Here is a 21,018-nt window from a genome sequence, read left to right as displayed (position 1 = left end):
CATTAACCGATCGCACGCTTACTACCCAAGAGAGGTCAGACGTTGAAACTTTCGCCGCAACCACATTCGCCGGAAATGTTCGGATTATTGAACTTAAAGCCTTCGTTCAGCCCTTCTTTGACGAAATCCAACTCGGTTCCGTCAAGATAGACCAGACTTTTGCCGTCCACGATGACCTTTACGCCTTTGTCTTCAAAGACCGTGTCACCGTCGTTCAAATCATCAACAAACTCCAGCACATACGCCATACCGGAACAGCCGGATGTGCGTACGCCAAGACGCAGCCCAAGGCCTTTACCCCGGTTTGCGATGAAAGCGTTCACGCGTTGTGCCGCACTTTCGCTCAGAGAAATCGACATACTGTTACCTCGATCGTTCGCCACCTCGACGGGAACAGGCACCGAGAGAAACGGTGCCTGTTCCCGTCGAGTTCAGCCGCAGAGATTACTGCGCGTCGCGTTTACTTTTGTAATCCGCAATCGCTGCCTTGATAGCGTCTTCCGCCAGAATGGAGCAGTGAATCTTCACCGGCGGTAGCTCAAGCTCTTCGGCAATCTGCGTGTTCTTAATCGCTTCAGCTTCATTCAGCGATTTGCCTTTTACCCACTCTGTGACCAGCGAGCTGGAGGCAATGGCAGAACCACAACCGTACGTCTTGAAGCGGGCATCTTCGATGATACCTTCATTGTTGACTTTTATCTGCAACTTCATCACATCGCCGCACGCTGGCGCGCCGACCATGCCGCTGCCGATAGAAGGATCGGCGTTGTCAAATGACCCCACGTTGCGTGGATTTTCATAGTGATCAATTACTTTTTCGCTGTAAGCCATGATAGTCGTCCCCAAACTGGTGAATTAATGATGCGCCCACTCGATGCTGCTGATATCCACGCCCTGCTTGAACATTTCCCACAGCGGAGAAAGATCGCGCAGACGACCGATGGATTTACGTACCAGCTCGATGGTGTAGTCGATCTCTTCTTCGGTGGTAAAACGCCCCAGCGAGAAACGGATCGAGCTATGTGCCAGCTCATCATTCATGCCCAGCGCACGTAACACGTAGGAGGGCTCCAGACTGGCCGACGTACAGGCAGAACCGGACGATACCGCCAGATCCTTGAGCGCCATAATCAGCGATTCACCTTCAACATAGTTGAAGCTGACGTTCAGGATATTGGGCACGCCCTGCTCGATATCCCCATTCAGGTAGACTTCTTCAATATCATTAATACCGTTCCACAGACGGTCGCGCAGCGCACGCAGGCGATCCATTTCTGCGGTCATCTCTTCTTTCGCGATGCGGTAGGCTTCACCCATGCCGACAATCTGGTGCACAGGCAAGGTGCCAGAACGCATGCCGCGCTCATGGCCGCCGCCGTGCATCTGCGCTTCGAGACGAATACGGGGTTTACGACGAACATACAGTGCCCCGATCCCTTTCGGCCCATAGATTTTATGGCCGGAGAAAGACATCAGATCCACTTTTAACTGGTTCAGATCGATAGGCAGTTTGCCTACGCTCTGTGTGGCATCAACATGGAACACGATACCGCGGCTGCGGCACATGTCACCGATAGCGGCAATATCCTGCACAACGCCGATTTCATTATTGACGTGCATGATGGAAACCAGAATGGTGTCCTCACGCATTGCCGCTTCGAGTTCAGCCAGATCGATAATGCCGTTGCGCTGCGGGGCCAGATAAGTGACCTCGAAGCCTTCGCGTTCAAGCTGACGACAGGTATCCAGCACGGCTTTGTGCTCGGTCTTACTGGTGATGATGTGCTTGCCCTTCTTCTGATAGAAGTTGGCAACACCTTTAATCGCGAGGTTATCGGCTTCGGTCGCGCCTGACGTGAAGACGATCTCACGTGGGTCGGCACCGACCAGTTCAGCAATTTGGTTACGGGCGATATCAACCGCCTCTTCCGCTTGCCAGCCAAAACGGTGGGAACGGGAAGCCGGGTTACCGAACGTACCGTCCAACGTCAAACACTGCATCATTTTCTCAGCGACGCGCGGGTCAACCGGCGTGGTGGCTGAGTAGTCAAGATAGATAGGTAACTTCATTGCTCATAAACTCCGTACATCACTTCAAAACGTACAATGCGTTTTGTTTTATTGACAGGCTGTTTATACCCGCAACCTCTCGGGCCAATGCAAAAAATCTGGCGATGTTATCGTGGAACAATTTATCGTCAGAACACATTATCGTCAGAACACGCCGTGACAGTCGGACTAACGCCAACACCACATTAGGCAATGTGGTCAGGATTATGCGGCTATCAGAAAGGCAAAACGTGACGAGTAAGGGTTGCTCGTCACGTTGAAGGTGTATCAGGCGCGCAGGTTAACGTTGATCGTTTCCTGGATACGTCCGTTGGCAGTGCGGCGCGTATCAGCATCCTGACGATCCGCCACATCCAGCACTTCCTTATTATTCACCAGCTCATCCAGCGTGATGTTATTCAGGAAGTCGGTAATACGGTCACTCAGATCGCGCCACAGCGTGTGCGTCAGGCAGCGATCGCCACCCTGGCAACCTTCGCGGCCTTGGCAACGCGTTGCATCAACAGATTCATCAACGGCCGAAATGACCATACCAACAGCAATTTCATTCGCGTTTTTACCCAGCAGGTAACCGCCGCCCGGGCCACGAACGCTGGCAACCAGTCCGTTCTTACGCAGACGCGAAAACAGCTGCTCCAGGTAAGACAGTGAAATACCCTGGCGTTCAGAAATATCCGCCAATGGAACGGGTCCTTCCTGGGAGTGCAGAGCCACATCGAGCATGGCGGTAACGGCGTAACGGCCTTTGGATGTCAGTCTCATGATAGTGGTACCTGTAGATAAAACATGTATTATGAAAACATGTATTGGCAGAACATACCGCGAGTCTGACATTCCTGAGTGTTTTAGTCAACTATTTAACCAAGTAAAACACTCAAGTATTAGTCGTCGTGTGTTTTCTGTACCGAACTCAGTATTCCACGCAGGATGTTAAGCTCCTGGCTTTCAGGCCTGGCGCGGGTAAACAAGCGGCGCAGCTTGTTCATGACCTGCCCCTGATGCGCTGGTCGGATAAACCCGGTTTGCAGCAGTGTCTGTTCAAGATGCTGATAAAACCGCTCCAGATCGTCGACCAGCGGGTACGGCGATTCTTCATGTTGCGGCTGTCCGGCCTGTAAGCGATCCAAATGCGCGATGCGCACTTCATAAGCAATGATCTGCACCGCCATCGCCAGATTGAGCGAGCTGTATTCTGGGTTCGCGGGTATCGCTACGTGATAATGGCATTTCTGAAGCTCTTCATTCGTCAGCCCCACACGCTCACGCCCAAACACCAGCGCTACCGGCGCGTGCTCTGCTTCCTGCGCGCTGCGAACGCCGCACTCGCGTGGTTCCAACATCGGCCAAGGCAAGGTTCGGGAACGTGCGCTGGTGCCAACGACCAAACCACAGCCTTCGAGCGCCTGATCGAACGAATCCACAATAGTGGCATTGCCGATAACATCACTGGCGCCTGCCGCCAACGCAATGGCCTGCGAATCAGGCTTCACCAATGGGTTGACCAAATACAGTTTGCTTAACCCCATGGTTTTCATCGCCCTAGCCACTGATCCCATATTGCCAGTGTGCGACGTTTCAACCAGAACAATGCGAATATTGTCTAACATATGAACTCTGTTATGCGATAGATAGAAGGAAGTCGTGCGAAAAGGAAACCGGCATACCTTAACACAAACTTAGCTATTTTACTTTTCTCCTGCTATACTCCGCGCCGCTTTCCGTTCTTTAACATTCCAGTGGACCGATACCATGCATCCGATGCTCAACATCGCTATACGCGCTGCGCGTAAAGCCGGTAATTTAATTGCCAAGAACTATGAAACGCCAGACGCCGTCGAAGCCAGCCAGAAAGGCAGCAACGATTTTGTGACCAACGTCGATCGGGATGCAGAACGTCTGATCGTTGAAGTCATCCGTAAGTCTTACCCACAGCACACTATTATTGGTGAAGAGTGTGGCGAGCTGGTTGGCGAAGATCCGGCAGTACAATGGGTTATCGATCCTCTGGATGGCACCACCAACTTCATCAAACGTTTACCTCACTTCGCTGTTTCTATCGCGGTCCGCATTAAAGGCCGTACCGAAGTTGCCGTTGTTTACGATCCTATGCGTAATGAACTGTTTACCGCGACTCGTGGTCAAGGTGCACAGCTGAACGGTTACCGCCTGCGCAGCAGCACTGCTCGCGATCTGGAAGGTACCGTACTGGCAACAGGCTTCCCCTTCAAATTAAAACAACACAGCAAAAGCTACATCAATGCCATCGGCGCACTGTTCACCCACTGTGCGGATTTCCGCCGTACGGGTTCTGCTGCACTGGATCTGGCCTATGTGGCCGCGGGTCGCGTTGACGGTTTCTTTGAAATCGGCCTGAAGCCATGGGATTTTGCCGGTGGCGAGCTGCTGGTACGTGAAGCTGGCGGGATCGTGACCGATTTCGTTGGCGGCCATAACTATCTGGCATCCGGCAATCTGGTTGCAGGTAACCCGCGAGTGGTGAAATCCATTCTGGGCACCATCCGTGAAGAACTGAGCGACGCACTGAAACGCTAATTCTGCCCCACTCCGGCTCACCTCCATAAAAAAGAAATTGGGCCGGAGTTGTTATTTTTCTTTACATATGAATCCTGTATACGCATTGTTTATCATTATACGATAATAATTATCAAACTCATTACACTGATAACTTCATCATCTTGATAAATTGTGAATTAGGATCGCTACCATGTTAAGAAAATCAGTAAGATCACTCTTTCTGACCGCACTCCTCACCACCCCGCTTTTCAGCTACGCCACCCAGTACCCTCTTACCGTCACCGATTTCGACGGAAGAAGTGTCACCATTAAACAAGAGCCACAGCGCATCATCCTGCAAGATGGGCGCGATATTATGACGATGGCATTGCTTGACCGCGATAATCCCTTTCAGCGTCTGGTCGCCTGGAACAATCTGGCGAAAAAACAGGACACCGCAACCTGGGATATGCTGAAAGGGAAATGGCCTCAGTCCGTTGGCATTCTGGATATGGGTTTCAGTGACAAAGGTAACGTCGATCTGGAAAGCGTGCTGTCAAAACAGCCGGATTTGATGATTGCCCAGTTGCGTGCCAAGGCAGCGCTGAAAGAAAGCGGTGTGATCGACAAGCTCAGCGCGCTGAATATTCCGGTACTGTTTGTCGATTATGAAGTGAATCCGGCTAAAGATACCGCCCCCAGCATCGACCTGTTGGGTAAAGTGCTGAACCGAGAAGCCAATGCCAAAGCGTATACCGATTTCTATCGTCAACACTTCGATGCTATTCAGCAGAAAACCGCTGCAATCACCCCGAAACCTAGCGTCTTTGTTGAACCGATTGCCGGTAACTCGGACTCCTGCTGCTTCACACACAGCAATAGCGGTTGGGGCGGATTGGTCGAAGCGGTCGGCGCGAAAAATATAGGGTCGGATTTGCTGCCGGGTGCATCAGGCTTCGTCTCGCTGGAAAAAATTATCAGCATGAAGCCCGATGCCTACATCATGACGGGCTCTAAGCGTGGCAACAGTCAGGTCCTGCCGTTAGGCTATGGCGCCAGCGTAGAAGACGTTCGCAATCAGGCCGCTACGCTGCTAAATCGCACGGGTATCAGTCAGATTCCAGCGGTTCAGGCGAAACAGGTTTACGGTGTTTACCACCATTTTTACAACCATCCCTACAACATTGTCGGTATGGAATATCTGGCCAAGGATATTTATCCTCAGGCCTTTACCAGCCTGAATCCTGACGATACGTATCGTCATATCATTCAGCATTTTACCTCGCTGCCTGACAGTGACTTTATCTTTGCCTGGAAACAAGGTGAGTAATTTTTCATGAGTACAACCACTGAACCGGGTATCCGCAATACTGCGGCGGATGCCAACACCATTATGGACAACTATCGCGGCATCATTCGACGCCGTGTGGGTGTGATGGCGATACTGCTGTTGATCATCATCGGCTCGTTGTTGCTGGATTTCACGATGGGGCCTTCAGGGCTGACGCTTGATGTACTTTGGCAGACGCTGACCGATCCGGCCAGCGCCGATGCGGGTACACGAGTGATCGTCTGGGATATTCGTCTGCCTTACGCGCTGATGGCCATTATCGTCGGGCTAGCGCTTGGCCTGGCGGGTGCAGAAATGCAGACGATCCTGAACAACCCGTTGGCCAGCCCGTTTACGCTCGGCGTGTCTTCCGCCGCTGCGTTCGGTGCTGCGCTGGCTATCGTCCTCGGTATTGGCATCCCCGGTATTCCGGCTCAGTGGTTTATCTCCGCAAACGCCTTTATCTTTGCGCTGCTGGCAGCGTTGCTGCTTGATGGGATTACGCGCTGGACGCAGGTCGCTACCTCCGGCGTCGTGCTGTTCGGTATCGCGCTGGTGTTCACCTTCAACGCGCTGGTTTCCATGCTCCAGTTCATCGCCAACGAAGACACGCTGCAAGGTCTGGTGTTCTGGACAATGGGCAGCCTGGCCCGTGCCTCGTGGGAAAAACTGGGAATTTTGCTGCTGGTGCTCGTCATCGTGATGCCAATTTCACTGATGAGCTCATGGAAACTGACCGCGCTACGGTTGGGTGAAGATCGCGCCGTGAGTTTTGGCATTAACGTCCGCCGCCTGCGTTTAGCGACGCTGTTGCGCATCAGTATTTTATCCGCCATTTCCGTAGCATTCGTTGGCCCCATCGGCTTTATCGGTCTGGTTGCTCCGCATATCGCACGCATGATTTTCGGTGAGGATCACCGCTTCTATCTGCCTGCCAGTGCGTTAACGGGTGCGCTGGTGTTGTCGATGGCGTCCGTTGCTTCGAAAAATCTCATCCCCGGCGTCATTATCCCAGTCGGGATCGTCACCTCACTGGTTGGCGTTCCCTTCTTCCTGAGTATTATCCTGCGCCACAGAGGAAACGTATGAACCAGCAAACCGCTTCTGGATTACGCCTTTCCCACTTTCGCGCGGGTTACCCCAAGCGTCAGGTGATTCGCGATCTGTCCGTACCACAGCTGCCGCGCGGAAAAATTACCGTGCTGCTCGGCCCTAACGGCAGCGGTAAATCAACGCTGTTGCGTGCAATGGCAGGCCTGAACGCGTCCGAAGGTGAACTGTGGTTGGATGACACCAACCTGATGACGTTGCCATTCGCTCAGCGGGCGGAAAAAGTCGTTTATCTGCCGCAGTCCCTACCTGCAGGCGTTCACCTGCACGTACTGGAATCGATTATCGTCGCACAGCGCGCGTCCGGCGGTATGCACAACGCCGAAAAGCAGGATGAAGTCATGACCCTGCTGCGTCAGTTGGGCATTGAACATCTGGCGTTGAGCTATCTTGATCAGCTCTCTGGCGGACAGAAACAGCTGGTGGGGTTAGCGCAGTCGCTGATCCGTCAACCCTCGCTGCTCCTGCTGGACGAACCGCTCAGCGCGCTGGATCTGAACTATCAGTTCCACGTAATGGATTTGGTACGCAAGGAAACGCGTAAGCGCAACATTATTACCGTTGTGGTAGTGCATGACATCAATATCGCGCTACGCCACGGCGACCACGTATTGATGCTGCAAAACGGTAATTTGATTGCCAATGGCGCACCGGCCGAGGTGATTAGCTCGGAAAGCCTGTCAGCAGTCTATGGCGTACGCGGGCGCATCGAGCGCTGTTCGCAAGGGGTGCCGCAGGTGATTATCGACGGTCTGGTCAGCGAACCGACCATCTAAGCTTTTCTCTGCACGAATAGACGGTGAGTTCCCTCACCGTCTTCCTTATTCTCATCTTATTTATAAGATGGTTTTCTCATCACGCCAAAACGCCGTACTTATCATTTATACTGCACGCAGTGTACGGGGTTAAAAACGCTGCCAATCCGTATCATTCTGGGCTACCTTTTTCTTTGCGGGAGAAAGGCGTGGTACAGCGAGCTGAGAGGGGGCGGATACAGGCACAGAAGCCAGTGCCTGAGTAGCCGCCTGCCCTACAATGAACTGCCCCACCAGTTGGCTCAGTGTACTTGCCTGTTCCTGCAACGACTGTGACGCCGCAGACGCCTCTTCCACCAATGCAGCATTTTGCTGAGTCACATCATCCATCTGGTTAACGGCCTGATGTACTAGGTTAATCCCCTTACTTTGCTCTTCCGTTGCCGCCGCAATTTCATTCACCAAGTCGGTCACCTGCTGGATGGCGTCTTTCATCGCCGACATATTTTTTCCTACATCGCTCGCTTGATCTACACCCTCCGATACCAGCGAATTTGAGGCATCAATTAAATCTTTGATTTCACGCGCCGCCGTGGATGATCGCTGTGCCAGCGTACGTACTTCTCCCGCAACCACCGCAAAACCACGCCCCTGTTCACCAGCACGCGCGGCTTCCACCGCCGCATTCAGGGCGAGGATATTAGTCTGAAACGCGATGCCTTCGATAAGCGCAATAATGTCGGTGATCTTGCCCGAACTGGTACGAATATGTTCCATCGTATTCAGCATGGTGCTGACGGAATCCGCGCTATTGATGGAAATCCGGCTAGCGTTCCCCGCCAGCAGACTCGCCTGTTGTGTGTTCTCCGCATTCTGGCGCACCGTTTCCGCAAGTTCCGTCATACTCGCAGCCGTTTGCTCCAGCGAAGCGGCCTGTTCTTCCGTGCGGGATGACAAATCTTCATTACCTGCCGCAATCTGCGTCGCCGCACTGCTTACCGACTGCGATGACGCACTCACTGATGCCAACGCCGAAGATACCCGCTGTATAAGGCTATTAAAGGCACGGGCGGTATTTCCTATTTCATCTTTGCGTCGATCGTCAGCCTGAACCGTCAGGTTAAGACTATTGCTAACGTTTTCCATCGTTTGGCTTATATCATTCAAGCTTTTTCTAATGCCCAGAATAGTTCTTACCGCGAAAAAGCCGATCAATAACACAATCAATAACGAACTCGATAATAGACCGAACCATGACTTCTCGTAAGCTGCCACATTCTGCTTACGCAACTCATCCCCGATTCGGACATTAAGGTTAAACTGTTCGCGATAAGTTGCGATTAAATTGCGAACCGCTTCTCCCGGCCCCCCAACTCCCTGCAAAAGCTTAAGAGAGTCTTCTTTTTGGTTTAAGCGCGATGCAGCAAAAAAAGCAGGAAGTGAAGACTGCAGTTTTCCAATTATATCCGCAGCCTGATTTGACACCTGAGTATCTTCTTCATTCGATGAAAGATTTTTCAGGTAATAATCATTAAGCGCTTTTACTTCTTCAGTAGTTTTCGTTATATCCTGCTCAATTGAATTGAGTTTGTCATTTTCAGAGACGGTTTGGTGACGATACAAAAAAAGCACCAATGAGTTACTTTTTTCGACTAGTTGGCTTATGTATTTGAAACTCGGGATCGTATTTTCCTGTACATATTCAGCGCGAGATTGAAAGCCTGATAATAATGACAATGTAACGATGACCAACGAGATCAGCGCTAAGGACATTAATGAGAATATCAGTAGCAAGCGTTGTGTGATATTCATAGCCACTCCTTTTTTAAATTTTATACCGCGTATTTTTTCTGATTCAAATATGCGTAAAAAACGGAATGTTTATTCCTACACGCCATATCGGACCAGAGTCTGAGATATCGTCACCACATCCATTATCGCCAGAGAAGCAAGCAGCTTTATAGTATTGGTCGCAAATGCCATTTAATAAACCTGCATTAATAATTATTAGCTATTAAAAATAAATATTAATAGCTAATAAATCTAAAAAAAATCATCATCCGATAAATAGAAGGGGAAACGTGTTTGCTTTGAATGCGAAAAAATCAAGCTCACGATGAGTGGAGAGTGGTTTAATCCTCTAAATAACACAACCAATGTACAGGCTACTTGTAGGACGATGAAAATAAGTACAAAAAAGCACTGAACAATGAGATTCAGTGCTTTTTTATTATCTGACAACGTTATTTCTTCGCTGGCAGCGTAACCCAGTAACCTGGCTGATACGGCAGCGGCAGGAACTTCTCATGGAAGGTACGGAAGGTTGCATCAGGATCGATGTCCTTGAACAGTTCCGGGTGCATCCATTTTGCTAATACCTGAATCGCCACAAACTGATACGGGCTGTCATAGAACTGATGCCAGATGGCATGTGCATTGCCATCGGTCGCGACGGGCAATGTTTTGAAGGCTGAACGTTCCATCAGTTTTTGCAAACGTTGCAGCGCTTCTTTCTGATCGGCACCTGGTCCAACGCCAACCCAGCCATTCGCCGTGTTATAGTTTTTCCAGTTAGCGCCGGTCACCACCACCACATCCGGTCGGGAACTGATAATCTGCTCTGGGTTCAACGAACCAAACGTCCCAGGGATGATGTTTTTGGCAATGTTGTCACCGCCAGCGGCTTCAACCATACGGCCAAAGTTCTCATCACCGAATGACATGCAGCACTCTTCATCATAGCCGCCCGCGCGGTCGATCATCACCTTCGGACGTGGGCCCTGATAGTTTTTCAACCGATCGGTGACCAACTCAATTTGCTCACGACGGAATTTAATAATCTCTTCCGCACGCTGTGGTTTGCCAACCAACTGACCCATGATGTGAATGCTTTTCTCAGCGTTCTCAAACGGCTTCTCACGGAAGTCGATAAACACCACTGGAATCCCCAACGAATTGAGTTTCTCGATCAATTTGCCTTCATCCGTCGCCGCTTTTGATTCCAGATTCATCAGCACCAAATCCGGTTTCAGCGTCAATGCCTGCTCAACGTTGAAGGTACCGTCTTTCGCTCCGCCAAAGGTCGGCAGCTTTTTGATTTCCGGGTATTGCTTTTCATAAGCCATATAGCCGTCGTAATCCGCTTTTGGCAGATCGTCACGCCAGCCAACCACGCGCTGGAACGGTGCCTCGGTATCAAACGCAGCCAGCAGATAAATCTGTCGACCTTCCCCGAGGATAATCCGCTTCACTTCGGATTTGATTTCTACCTTCCTGCCACTAACGTCTTCAATGACAATCGGGTTAGCGCTGGCGACAATGCTCGCACTCAACCCCAACAGCACAACGACTGAGAACAGCCATTTCTTCATTATTATTCCCTTCTGAGATTATGGTTATAAATGATAATAGTTATCATTATTGAAATGATATCCTGCCGTGATTATCGGAAGCAATGGGTTTTTAGCGCGGCGTTAATAAAAGGTAAAATTAGCCGGAGAATGGCCGAATACCGCCCATCATTGCGGGCTGTGCACTGAGGTAAAACAGGACGCCGGAGCCAACCAAAATCAGCCCACCAGCAAACGCCAGAAGAGAAAACGTCGCACGCCGCCACACGGGCGAGGCACGGTTTGCACCTAAGCGCTCAACCACGCGACGGCAGTAAAAAACCAACACGGCCAGCGCCGAGATGGTAATCGCCGTTCCGGCAGCCATTACCAGCGCAGAGGCAACGCCCCACCAATACACGCCGATCACTTTAGAGAAAAGCAGCACCAGAATAGCGCCTGAACACGGGCGCATGCCCATCGCCAGCACAATCATCAGACGTGTGCGCCAACTGCTATCGCGCTCAAGTTCCTCATTGCTGGGGAGATGACGGTGTCCGCAGCCGCAGTCGGCATCGTGCTGATGAGAAGAAGAGGAAAGCGCAGGCGTCGGACGAAGCGCCATACGTCTATCGGTTGGTACGTTAAGCGGGGTTAAATGAGAAGGCGTTACGTGCAAAGGCGTTACACGCAAAATCATCGCCGGTTTAGGCTGCCGCACGACGGCGATATACAGCTGTTTCAACGCACGGAAACAGAGCAGCAGTCCCAGCCCCGCCACCAGCACGAAGCTCCCCTTTTCCATCCAGAAACTGCTGTTATGCAACGTTCGACTAGACAGCTGCAAGATCCCTAATACCACGGTCACCAGTGCCACCGCCATCAGCCCCTGAACCAGCGAGGCGGCAAGCGTCAACTTCAGGCTGCTTTTCAGCTTCGACGGGTGTGTCGCCAGATAGGTCATAATGACGACTTTACCGTGCCCAGGCCCGACGGCATGAAGCACGCCATAGACCAGACTGAACATCATCAGACTCAGCCCCGCCTGATGCGGCTGCTGTTCCACCATCTGCAACAGGTGCGACATCTGCTGATGCAGCGATTTCTGCCAGATCGCGCTTTGCAGCACGATTTGCGGCCAGTATCCCACGATGTAATGCAGCGCCGAGGCCAGCAGCGCCAAGAACAGCCACAATGGCCACAGATCGCGCAGTCGGCTCAACAACGAGCGCTGACGCGACAGTGAGCCGAGGTTCACTGACATTGCAACGTCACCCGCTGTGCAAACTGTTTCCCCAGCTCCATGTCTTCATCCGGCGCATCGTTCTTATCCAGCGACAGCGCATAGGATTGCAGTTCAGCGTTAGGTTCCGGCGTGACGAGCGAGGTTTTACAACGTGAAGCCAGCGCAGGCGCCAGCGTAACGGCCTTATCGTTCTGGTAGGACATATCGACAAAGTAGGTAGGATCGTAAGTAGAAATCAGCAAAGGCTTGCCCGCCAGCGGCTGTGGATGCGCCAGCGGCAACACAAACTCCAGCACTGCCTGATTGCCTTTGCGAGAAAGGTGATATTCGGTTGGCATCGGCGCATATTTCACGGGCTGACCATCACGATAAATATCGGTGAAATAATGCTGTCCTAACACATTCGCCATGACTTCCGCCGCCAGCTTTTTCCAGACTTCAGAGTCCTTCTTCGCCTTCCCGGCGTCATACAACAGGTCGGCAGACGTGATGGGATCCATCGTCCACAGCATACGTAAACCGGTGATGTTGTCGTTCTGGCTCTCAACTGTCGTCTGCATATCAATAAAACTGTGTGGGTGAGCGAAAACGGGCTGGCCGAACGCCAGACCTGTCATCAGCAACGTTATCTGTCCGCACCACCGTTTCAAAGCGTTATAATGTAACATTATTTTTACCACACTACGTTATCTTGACAATACGCGCCATGACTTAAGCCTTTTCGACCACCGTATGGTGACGGACAGAAGGCCGAATAAACAGGGCCGGAACCGCCAACAGCGCCATCACCCAGAACGTGCCGCCCTGCAAATGTTCAAACAGGAAACCGGACACCATCGTCATCACCGCAATACTTCCGCCCATCGCCAGCGCAGAATACACCGCCTGTAACCGCAGAATGTCACCACCGGTACGTGCAGCGATAAAACGCATGGCAGCCAGATGGCAGACGGTGAAGGTGCCACAATGCAATATCTGTATCACAACCAGCCACGGCAGAGCCACCGTCGCGCCCATCAAGCCCCAGCGCACCACGCCGCATACGGCAGAGAGCAGCAAAAGCTGTCTGGCACTCCAGCGTCGAAACAGGCGTTGGCTGAAGATAAAGATAACAATCTCCGCAACCACGCCTAACGACCAGAGATAGCCAATAATCGAGGCGGAATAGCCCGAATCCTGCCAATAAATGACGCTGAAACCATAGTACGCCGCGTGTGCACCTTGCAGCAGCGACACACAAAGCAGGAAACGCCATACCGCGGGTTCGGTCAGCAATCGTTTCCACGGCGTGACGCTAACCGACTGCGCTGTTGATGTTGCGGCTTGCGGCATCACGCTGGGGCGAAGCAGCATACCTAACAGCATGACAGCCAGCCCGGCGCTGAGGATTGCCAGAATCGCGAGGTGTCCCCAGATTGCGACCAGTTCCCCCGTTGCGGCAGAAGCGATAACAAACGCGATCGAACCCCAGACCCGCACCTTGCCGTAATCCATCACGACCTGTCGCTGCCACGTCGCAGCTAGTGCATCCGTCAGCGGTACCAGCGGCGCAAAAAACAGGTTAAACCCGATCATCACGACCATCAGCCACAGCCAGGCATTCCCCAGCCAGAAACCCACAGCCAGCGCCAGTGACAGCAACGCCAGCCCACGTAACACCGTAATCAATTTGGACGGATCTTTCACGCTGGGCGTGATGACCAAACTGCCGACAAAGCGCGCCACCAGCCCCGCGCCCAGCAGCATGCCGATCGACTCAGCGGACAGCCCCTCGCCTTTCAGCCACCCGCCCCAAAACGGCAGGAAAACGCCATAGCAAAAAAAGTAGGTGAAATAGCTCAGTGCCAACCAGCGCGTCGATTGCAAAACCATGATTCCTCCCTTTCGATGACGAACTCCCCTAGCTTCGGCACTTTTTTTCTCGCTACTCTTTTTTGCCGGTTACTGTGTCAGAGTGCACACAGCGGTGCAACGCGTTATTCACCGTCGCTTGCGACGGCACGTAGGGTGGCGGCCAGGGATGGCCGCCATAAAAAACGCCAGCACTCAGGCTGGCGTTGAGGAAGCGTTCCGACAGTGATGTCAGAGAAAATGCCGAATTATGCGTAAACCGGGAAGCGGGCGCAGATCTCAAGAACGTTCTGTTTCACGCGTTCAATGGTCGCTTCGTCGTTGATGTTGTCCAACACATCACAGATCCAGCCAGCCAGTTCACGCACTTCCGCTTCTTTAAAGCCGCGACGGGTTGCCGCTGGGGTACCGATACGGATACCGGAAGTCACAAACGGGCTCTTCGGATCGTTAGGCACGCTGTTTTTGTTCACGGTGATGTTGGCACGGCCCAGCGCAGCATCAGCTTCTTTACCAGTCAGGTTTTTGCTCACCAGATCCAGCAGGAACAGGTGGTTGCTGGTTCCACCAGACACTACGTTGAAACCACGTGACAGGAAGACTTCAACCATTGCTTTAGCGTTTTTCGCGACTTGCTGCTGATAAACCTTGAATTCAGGCTCCATCGCTTCTTTCAGCGCAACCGCTTTACCGGCGATAACGTGCATCAACGGGCCGCCCTGACCGCCAGGGAATACCGCAGAGTTCAGTTTTTTGTACAGCTCTTCGTCGCCGCCTTTCGCCAGAATCAGGCCACCGCGTGGGCCAGCCAGCGTTTTGTGCGTGGTGGTGGTCACGATGTGAGCATGAGGAACCGGGTTAGGATAAACATCAGCAGCAATCAGACCAGCAACGTGCGCCATATCAACAAACAGGTAAGCACCGATGCTGTCAGCGATTTCGCGCATCTTCGCCCAATCAACGACGCCAGAGTAAGCAGAGAAACCACCGACGATCATTTTTGGCTTGTGCGTACGCGCCAGTTCAGCCATTTCGTCGTAGTCGATCTTGCCGCTTTCGTCGATGCCGTAAGGAATAACATTATACAGTTTACCTGACAGGTTAACCGGAGAACCGTGCGTCAGGTGACCACCGTGCGCCAGGTTCATACCCAGAATGGTGTCGCCCGGCTGCAGCAGCGCGGTGTAAACGGCAAAGTTAGCCTGAGAGCCGGAGTGTGGCTGCACGTTGGCATAATCTGCACCGAACAGCGCTTTCGCACGATCGATGGCCAGTTGCTCAACGATGTCCACATACTCACAGCCGCCGTAGTAACGCTTGCCCGGATAACCTTCAGCATACTTGTTCGTCAGCTGAGACCCTTGAGCCTGCATAACGCGTGGGCTGGTGTAGTTTTCTGACGCAATCAGTTCAATGTGCTCTTCCTGACGCACCACTTCTTGCTCCATTGCTTGCCACAGGTCGGCATCATAATCGGCAATGTTCATTTCACGCTTTAACATCCGGATCTCCTGACTCAGCTAACATAAATAAACTGGGAATTAATGACCCATTTGGGAATTGGGCTACCCTTTTGGGGAATGGCCTATAGTGTAAACCGTTTTTCCCTAATGAAGATAGGTCTTGACAGAGGTTTTTACGCAAACGATTAGCTACAGGCAGCGCAAGGCTTCAGCAACTATCTGCTGCGCGGTGGTAAACGGATTTTTCTTCATTCTCAACCTGCTATTTCTTCATGTTATTCCCTTTGGCTCCGCCTAAAAACCCCTACCACCAAAAAGGTAATTTACAGCGGCGGATAAACCCAATAAGATGCATATAAAATACAACTTACAAATCATGCCAATAAAAAGGAGTCACCATGCTGGATAACCAAACTATCGCCATCGTTAAATCAACCATTCCTCTGCTGGCGGAAACGGGCCCGAAACTGACCGCGCATTTTTACGATCGCATGTTTACGCATAACCCTGAGCTCAAAGATATTTTTAACATGAGCAACCAGCGCAATGGCGATCAGCGTGAAGCGTTGTTCAATGCCATCTGTGCTTATGCGACGAATATTGAAAACCTGGCCGCGCTGCTGCCCGCGGTTGAGCGTATCGCCCAGAAGCACGCCAGCTTTAACATTCAGGCCGATCAGTATCAGATCGTCGGTAATCATTTATTGGCGACGCTGGATGAACTGTTTAGCCCAGGGCAAGAAGTATTGGATGCCTGGGGTAAAGCCTATGGCGTGCTGGCGAATGTCTTCATTCAGCGCGAAGGCGATATCTACCGCAGTACCGAAGCGCAAAACGGCGGCTGGAGCGGCGTGCGGCCTTTCTGTATTGTGAACAAGCAGCCCCAAAGCTCGGTGATTACCAGTTTCACGTTGGAACCCACCGACGGCCAGCCTATTGCTGATTTTCAACCGGGCCAGTATCTGGCGGTTTACATCAAGCATGACAGTTTTGCCAATCAGGAGATTCGCCAATACTCTCTGACTCACGCGCCAAATGGAAAATCCTACCGGATTGCGGTGAAACGTGAAGCTCAAGGCACCGTTTCCGGCTATCTGCATGATACCGCGCGTGAAGGCGATATCATTCATCTGGCGGCGCCGCACGGCGATTTCTTCCTTGATATCCCAGTTGCTACGCCGGTTGCCCTGATTTCTGGCGGCGTGGGGCAAACCCCGATGTTGGGCATGTTGCATACACTCAAGCAGCAGAGTCATCAGGCGAAGGTGCTATGGCTGCACGCAGCAGAAAGCGGCACAGCACATGCGTTTGCGGATGAAATCAAACAAACAGGACAGTCTCTGCCGCAGTTCCAGCATCACATCTGGTATCGGGAACCGCAGCAGGCCGATCGCTTGGGAGAAGATTATCATCACCGCGGGCTGATGCAGTTGGCCTCGTTAAAAGATGAATTAACCACGCCAGATATGCACTATTACCTGTGCGGCCCTGTGGTTTTCATGCAGTTTATCGCACAGCAGTTACTGGCTATGGGCGTTCCCGCTGAGCAACTGCATTACGAATGTTTTGGTCCACATAAAGTCGTCTAACCCTCATTGGTGACGGATCAAACCCAAAGGCCGCTTTTGCGGCCTTTTTTCATCGTTCAGAAAACCACCGTCTGTAAAACACCTTATTGATCACAAATCTCTATGCCAATACGGCAGTGCTCCGCCAAAAAAGAGGTGGGTCACAAAAAATAAATACTTATTAAAATAATATTTCATTTTTAATGAATAGTTATTTCATCAAAGGAACCTCGCTTAGGCATCGCCCTCGAATCGGCTTGGGTGCACAATAAAAGCCCGACATTCTCGCTAAAGGCCGTGATAAGAGCGATAAAAAAACAGCGACCTTCCTTTGATAACGTCTGGGTTCATTAACCGTTTTCGACTAACCAACAAGGGATATGTCTGACCATGGCAAAACGTTTTTCAGAAAGTGTAGCTTTAGCTCTGATACTTTCCGCCCCTTTCACACTGGTACACGCTAAAACGCCCGCCGCGGCACACCAGACCACCGCACCGGACAACGTTAACTTACTGTCGGATTCAACACTAGGTGAAAAAACCGGCTTATCCGGTAATGTTACCGTACGGGATATTCATCTGCCTGCCACCATCATTATCAGAGACCAGCAAGGTCAGAAGCGGCAGACACAGACCGATGAGCAAGGAAAATATCACCTTGATGTCTCTGGCCTCACACCACCGTTACGCCTGTTAGCCATCGAATCCGGCGGCAATAACTGCTTGCTGAATAATATTTCCCGTGCAATCTGTCTGTCTGCTGTCGCCCCATCATTGCATGACGGTAAAGAGAATATCGCCAATATCAACCCGCTGACTGACCGCATTACCTCAGATATTGCGGTGGCAGCAGGCTACATTGGTCCACAGCAGCTAACGGACGACACGGCATCACCGAAACTGGACGCCGCAGCATGGAAAAAAGCCTACGCCGATTTTCATGCAGGCTTTAATGACGCGTTAAAACAGGTAGGCGTCAGCGCGCCCAAGCGTTTCGATCCTCTGACTTACCCCGCAGCCCAGCAGGATGCGGTCACCAAAATCGTCAACGTCATTAACCATACCCGCAATTATCACAACGACACGGGCTATTCTGGCCATACGGTACTGACCGACAGCGCGTTCCATCCCATCGTCGGCCTGAATAATCAAGGCGATTATGAACCGCTGGATTACCGTTCTGCCCGCCAGAGTCTGGACGCGATCCAGAAAGCACAAACCCGCATTTTCATCGTCGGCGACTCAACCGCGGCAACCTATGAAAAAATGCGCTTCCCGCGTATGGGATGGGGTCAGGTTTTTGAACAGCAGTTCAGTAAAAATAGCAGTGTGAAAGTCGTCAATGGCGCACGTGCAGGCCGTAGCTCACGCGACTATTTCTACGAAGGCTGGTTCCGCCAGATGCAGCCGCTAATGAAAGAGGGTGATTTCCTGTTTATTCAAATGGGGCACAACGATCAAAACTGCAACAGTGCAAAAGCGGTACGTGGCCCGGCGGATGTCGCTAACCTCTGTACTTACCCGAACGATGCGGCAGGGGAAAAGCAGGCCCCACAGGGCAAAGCCGATATGTCATTCCAGACATCGCTGGAGCGCTACATCACTTTCGCCCGTCAGCACAAACTCACACCGGTTCTGTTGACCCCGACTACCCGAGTAAAAACGGCTGACGGGAAAAACGGCACACCAGCGGTACACAGTCATTTCACCAAGCAAAACGCGGAAAATGGCTATGCTTTCGTCGGCGATTACAGCCAGACCATCAAGAATACGGCTGCGGATAACAAGGTCATTTTGCTGGACGTTGAGTCTGCCACTATTGCGTTGGCAAACCAGGGCAACAGCGACCATTGGAAACAATACTGGCTGGTGATCGATCCTAAGCAATACCCTTACTATCGCGATCAGGCGGGTAGCCTGAGCAAGCCGGATACCACCCATTTTCAGAAAAAAGGCGCTATCGCCGTGGCAGGGATTGTTGCTGACGCTATTCGGCAAGAACCCGCTTTAGCGTCGCTGGCAGAAAAAACAACCAGCAAGCACAAGTAGTTATCAGTCAGGAAAAAACGATAAGACAGAACCGCGCGCGGCGTTATTTAGCCGCGCGTTATAAACCTTCCTCTTTCCCTTACCGATTACAGGACTCTGGACATGATCAACGCCTCACACCTCTGCAAAACGCTGACCTTAGCCATGTTAATTTCCTCGCCCTGGTCGCTAGCACAGGCTGCCGACTACAATGCGCTGGTTTCTGCGAATGCAACAGGCACCAACACCTACAAAACCATCGCTGAAGCCATCGCCAGCGCTCCGGCAGACAGCTCGCCGTTTGTTATCTATGTGAAAAATGGCGTGTACCACGAGCGTCTGACCATTACGCGCCCCAACATTCACCTACAGGGTGAAAGCCGTGATGGCACTGTGATCACCGCAACCACCGCCGCTGGGATGCTCAAACCCGATGGCAGCAAGTGGGGAACCTATGGCAGTAACACGGTGAAAGTCGATGCGCCCGATTTCAGCGCTCGTTCACTGACCATCAACAATGGTTTTGATTATCCGGTCAATCAGGCTAAAGCCAGCGACGATCCAACTAAACTAAAAGACTCGCAGGCCGTTGCACTGCTGGTTGCTGAAAATAGCGATCGCGCGTGGTTCCATGATGTCAGTCTGACGGGCTATCAGGACACGTTATATGTAAAAGGGGGACGCAGTTTCTTCTCGCAATGCCATATCAGCGGCACCGTTGATTTCATCTTTGGCAACGGTACTGCACTGTTTGACGATTGCGACATCGTCGCGCGTAACCGTACCGACGTGAAAGATCAACCGATTGGTTACCTCACCGCCCCCAGCACCGATATTAAGCAAAAATATGGTTTGGTCATTATCAATAGCCGAGTGACCAAAGAGAAAGACGTCCCAGCGAAAAGCTATGGATTGGGTCGCCCGTGGCACCCCACAACCACCTTTGAGGATGGCCGCTATGCTGACCCAAACGCGATCGGTCAGACCGTCTTCCTGAACACCAGCATGGATGACCACATCTATGGCTGGGACAAAATGTCAGGCAAAGATAAACAAGGCGAGAAAATCTGGTTCCATCCGCAGGACTCACGCTTTTTCGAGTATAAATCCAGCGGTAAAGGAGCAGAGAAAAACGATCAGCGCCGTCAGTTGAGCGAGGCAGAAGCAGCAGAATACACTGCAGACAAGGTATTGGCGGGTTGGGTGCCTACCGCGCCTAAAGGGAAGTAAATGTGGAGAAGCCAGCCTGATAGGCTGGCTTCTATACTCGTCATACTTCAAGTTGCATGTGCGTTGGCTTCGTTAGCTCACCCGAATCACTTACTTGAGTAAGCTCATCGGGACTCCCTCACTTGCCGCCTTCCTGAAACTCGAATTATTTAGAGTATACGTGGTATTGACGAAACGATTAAATCGCTTCTTCGTCTTCTTCACCGGTACGAATACGGACAACGCGGGCCACATCAAAGACGAAGATTTTACCGTCGCCAATTTTACCCGTTTGCGCAGTCTGCGTGATGGTTTCCACACAGGTATCGACGATGTCATCTGACACGACAATTTCGATTTTTACTTTTGGCAGAAAATCGACCATGTATTCTGCACCACGATACAGTTCGGTGTGGCCTTTCTGACGACCAAAGCCTTTAACTTCTGTTACCGTCATCCCTGTGATGCCCACTTCAGCTAACGCTTCACGCACATCGTCCAGTTTGAACGGCTTAATAATCGCATCAATTTTCTTCATGGAGGAA

General features: G+C 51.7%; 19 protein-coding genes. 7 read left to right on the top strand and 12 right to left on the bottom strand.

The window, feature by feature from the left end:
- Window positions 1-35: 35 nt before the first annotated feature.
- The 5 genes from iscA to trmJ form a co-directional block, all read right to left on the bottom strand.
- Complete coding sequence (gene iscA, locus H0248_RS05520) at window positions 36-359, bottom strand: iron-sulfur cluster assembly protein IscA (RefSeq protein ID WP_014916217.1); 324 nt, start codon at window positions 357-359, stop codon at window positions 36-38.
- A gap of 85 nt (window positions 360-444) precedes the next feature.
- A complete protein-coding gene (gene iscU, locus H0248_RS05515; protein WP_005970177.1) occupies window positions 445-831 on the bottom strand; it encodes a Fe-S cluster assembly scaffold IscU in 387 nt (128 codons plus the stop codon).
- A 24-nt stretch (window positions 832-855) separates the two neighbouring features.
- On the bottom strand, window positions 856-2,070 hold the full coding sequence (locus H0248_RS05510; RefSeq protein WP_039284484.1) for an IscS subfamily cysteine desulfurase: 1,215 nt from the start codon (window positions 2,068-2,070) through the stop codon (window positions 856-858).
- A 267-nt stretch (window positions 2,071-2,337) separates the two neighbouring features.
- Complete coding sequence (gene iscR, locus H0248_RS05505; RefSeq protein ID WP_010280087.1) at window positions 2,338-2,832, bottom strand: Fe-S cluster assembly transcriptional regulator IscR; 495 nt, start codon at window positions 2,830-2,832, stop codon at window positions 2,338-2,340.
- A gap of 119 nt (window positions 2,833-2,951) precedes the next feature.
- Window positions 2,952-3,677, bottom strand: a complete 726-nt coding sequence (gene trmJ, locus H0248_RS05500; RefSeq protein WP_180785064.1) for a tRNA (cytosine(32)/uridine(32)-2'-O)-methyltransferase TrmJ — start codon at window positions 3,675-3,677, stop codon at window positions 2,952-2,954.
- Window positions 3,678-3,819: 142 nt separating this feature from the next.
- Between trmJ and suhB the strand changes: the two genes are divergently transcribed.
- The 4 genes from suhB to H0248_RS05480 all read left to right on the top strand — a co-directional run bounded on the left by suhB (window position 3,820) and on the right by H0248_RS05480 (window position 7,800).
- Complete coding sequence (gene suhB, locus H0248_RS05495; protein WP_014916219.1) at window positions 3,820-4,623, top strand: inositol-1-monophosphatase; 804 nt, start codon at window positions 3,820-3,822, stop codon at window positions 4,621-4,623.
- A 172-nt stretch (window positions 4,624-4,795) separates the two neighbouring features.
- Entirely contained in the window at window positions 4,796-5,914 is a 1,119-nt protein-coding gene (locus H0248_RS05490; protein WP_180785063.1) for an ABC transporter substrate-binding protein, read from the top strand.
- 6 nt (window positions 5,915-5,920) lie between these two features.
- The gene (locus H0248_RS05485; RefSeq protein WP_014916221.1) at window positions 5,921-7,003 is read left to right on the top strand and encodes a FecCD family ABC transporter permease; all 1,083 of its coding nucleotides are present in this window, start codon (window positions 5,921-5,923) and stop codon (window positions 7,001-7,003) included.
- Window positions 7,000-7,800 (top strand): ABC transporter ATP-binding protein, encoded by an 801-nt coding sequence (locus H0248_RS05480; RefSeq protein ID WP_180785062.1) that lies wholly within the window; start codon window positions 7,000-7,002, stop codon window positions 7,798-7,800. The genes H0248_RS05485 and H0248_RS05480 overlap by 4 nt, the downstream gene beginning before the upstream one ends.
- Before the next feature lie 129 nt (window positions 7,801-7,929).
- On the opposite strand, the gene H0248_RS05475 is transcribed toward H0248_RS05480, so the two are convergent.
- From H0248_RS05475 to glyA, 6 genes are all read right to left on the bottom strand, one after another.
- Entirely contained in the window at window positions 7,930-9,591 is a 1,662-nt protein-coding gene (locus tag H0248_RS05475; protein WP_180785061.1) for a methyl-accepting chemotaxis protein, read from the bottom strand.
- 431 nt (window positions 9,592-10,022) lie between these two features.
- Window positions 10,023-11,150: an ABC transporter substrate-binding protein gene (locus H0248_RS05470; RefSeq protein WP_110162070.1), complete on the bottom strand. Its 1,128-nt coding sequence runs from the start codon at window positions 11,148-11,150 to the stop codon at window positions 10,023-10,025.
- 118 nt (window positions 11,151-11,268) lie between these two features.
- A complete protein-coding gene (locus H0248_RS05465; RefSeq protein ID WP_180785060.1) occupies window positions 11,269-12,372 on the bottom strand; it encodes a nickel/cobalt transporter in 1,104 nt (367 codons plus the stop codon).
- A complete protein-coding gene (locus tag H0248_RS05460) occupies window positions 12,363-13,022 on the bottom strand; it encodes a DUF1007 family protein (protein ID WP_039316505.1) in 660 nt (219 codons plus the stop codon). The genes H0248_RS05465 and H0248_RS05460 overlap by 10 nt, the downstream gene beginning before the upstream one ends.
- Before the next feature lie 43 nt (window positions 13,023-13,065).
- The gene (locus tag H0248_RS05455; RefSeq protein WP_180785059.1) at window positions 13,066-14,226 is read right to left on the bottom strand and encodes a 3-phenylpropionate MFS transporter; all 1,161 of its coding nucleotides are present in this window, start codon (window positions 14,224-14,226) and stop codon (window positions 13,066-13,068) included.
- Window positions 14,227-14,453: 227 nt separating this feature from the next.
- Complete coding sequence (glyA, locus tag H0248_RS05450) at window positions 14,454-15,707, bottom strand: serine hydroxymethyltransferase (protein WP_180785058.1); 1,254 nt, start codon at window positions 15,705-15,707, stop codon at window positions 14,454-14,456.
- 359 nt (window positions 15,708-16,066) lie between these two features.
- Between glyA and hmpA the strand changes: the two genes are divergently transcribed.
- From hmpA to pemA, 3 genes are all read left to right on the top strand, one after another.
- Window positions 16,067-17,257: an NO-inducible flavohemoprotein gene (hmpA, locus tag H0248_RS05445; RefSeq protein ID WP_180785057.1), complete on the top strand. Its 1,191-nt coding sequence runs from the start codon at window positions 16,067-16,069 to the stop codon at window positions 17,255-17,257.
- A 369-nt stretch (window positions 17,258-17,626) separates the two neighbouring features.
- Window positions 17,627-19,285 (top strand): pectin acetylesterase PaeY, encoded by a 1,659-nt coding sequence (gene paeY / locus H0248_RS05440; RefSeq protein WP_180785056.1) that lies wholly within the window; start codon window positions 17,627-17,629, stop codon window positions 19,283-19,285.
- A 102-nt stretch (window positions 19,286-19,387) separates the two neighbouring features.
- Window positions 19,388-20,494 (top strand): pectinesterase PemA, encoded by a 1,107-nt coding sequence (pemA, locus tag H0248_RS05435; RefSeq protein WP_180785055.1) that lies wholly within the window; start codon window positions 19,388-19,390, stop codon window positions 20,492-20,494.
- Between the two features lie 178 nt (window positions 20,495-20,672).
- Here the strand turns inward: pemA and glnB are convergent, their stop codons facing one another.
- Window positions 20,673-21,011, bottom strand: coding sequence for a nitrogen regulatory protein P-II (gene glnB / locus H0248_RS05430; protein WP_005970202.1), 339 nt, complete (start codon window positions 21,009-21,011; stop codon window positions 20,673-20,675).
- Window positions 21,012-21,018 lie beyond the last annotated feature (7 nt).

The sequence above is a fragment of the Pectobacterium brasiliense genome (assembly GCF_013449685.1).
In the GTDB taxonomy this organism is placed as follows: Bacteria; Pseudomonadota; Gammaproteobacteria; order Enterobacterales; family Enterobacteriaceae; genus Pectobacterium; species Pectobacterium brasiliense_A.
The sequence above is the reverse complement of the archived record's forward strand: the minus strand, read 5'-3'. Positions and strand labels throughout refer to the sequence as shown.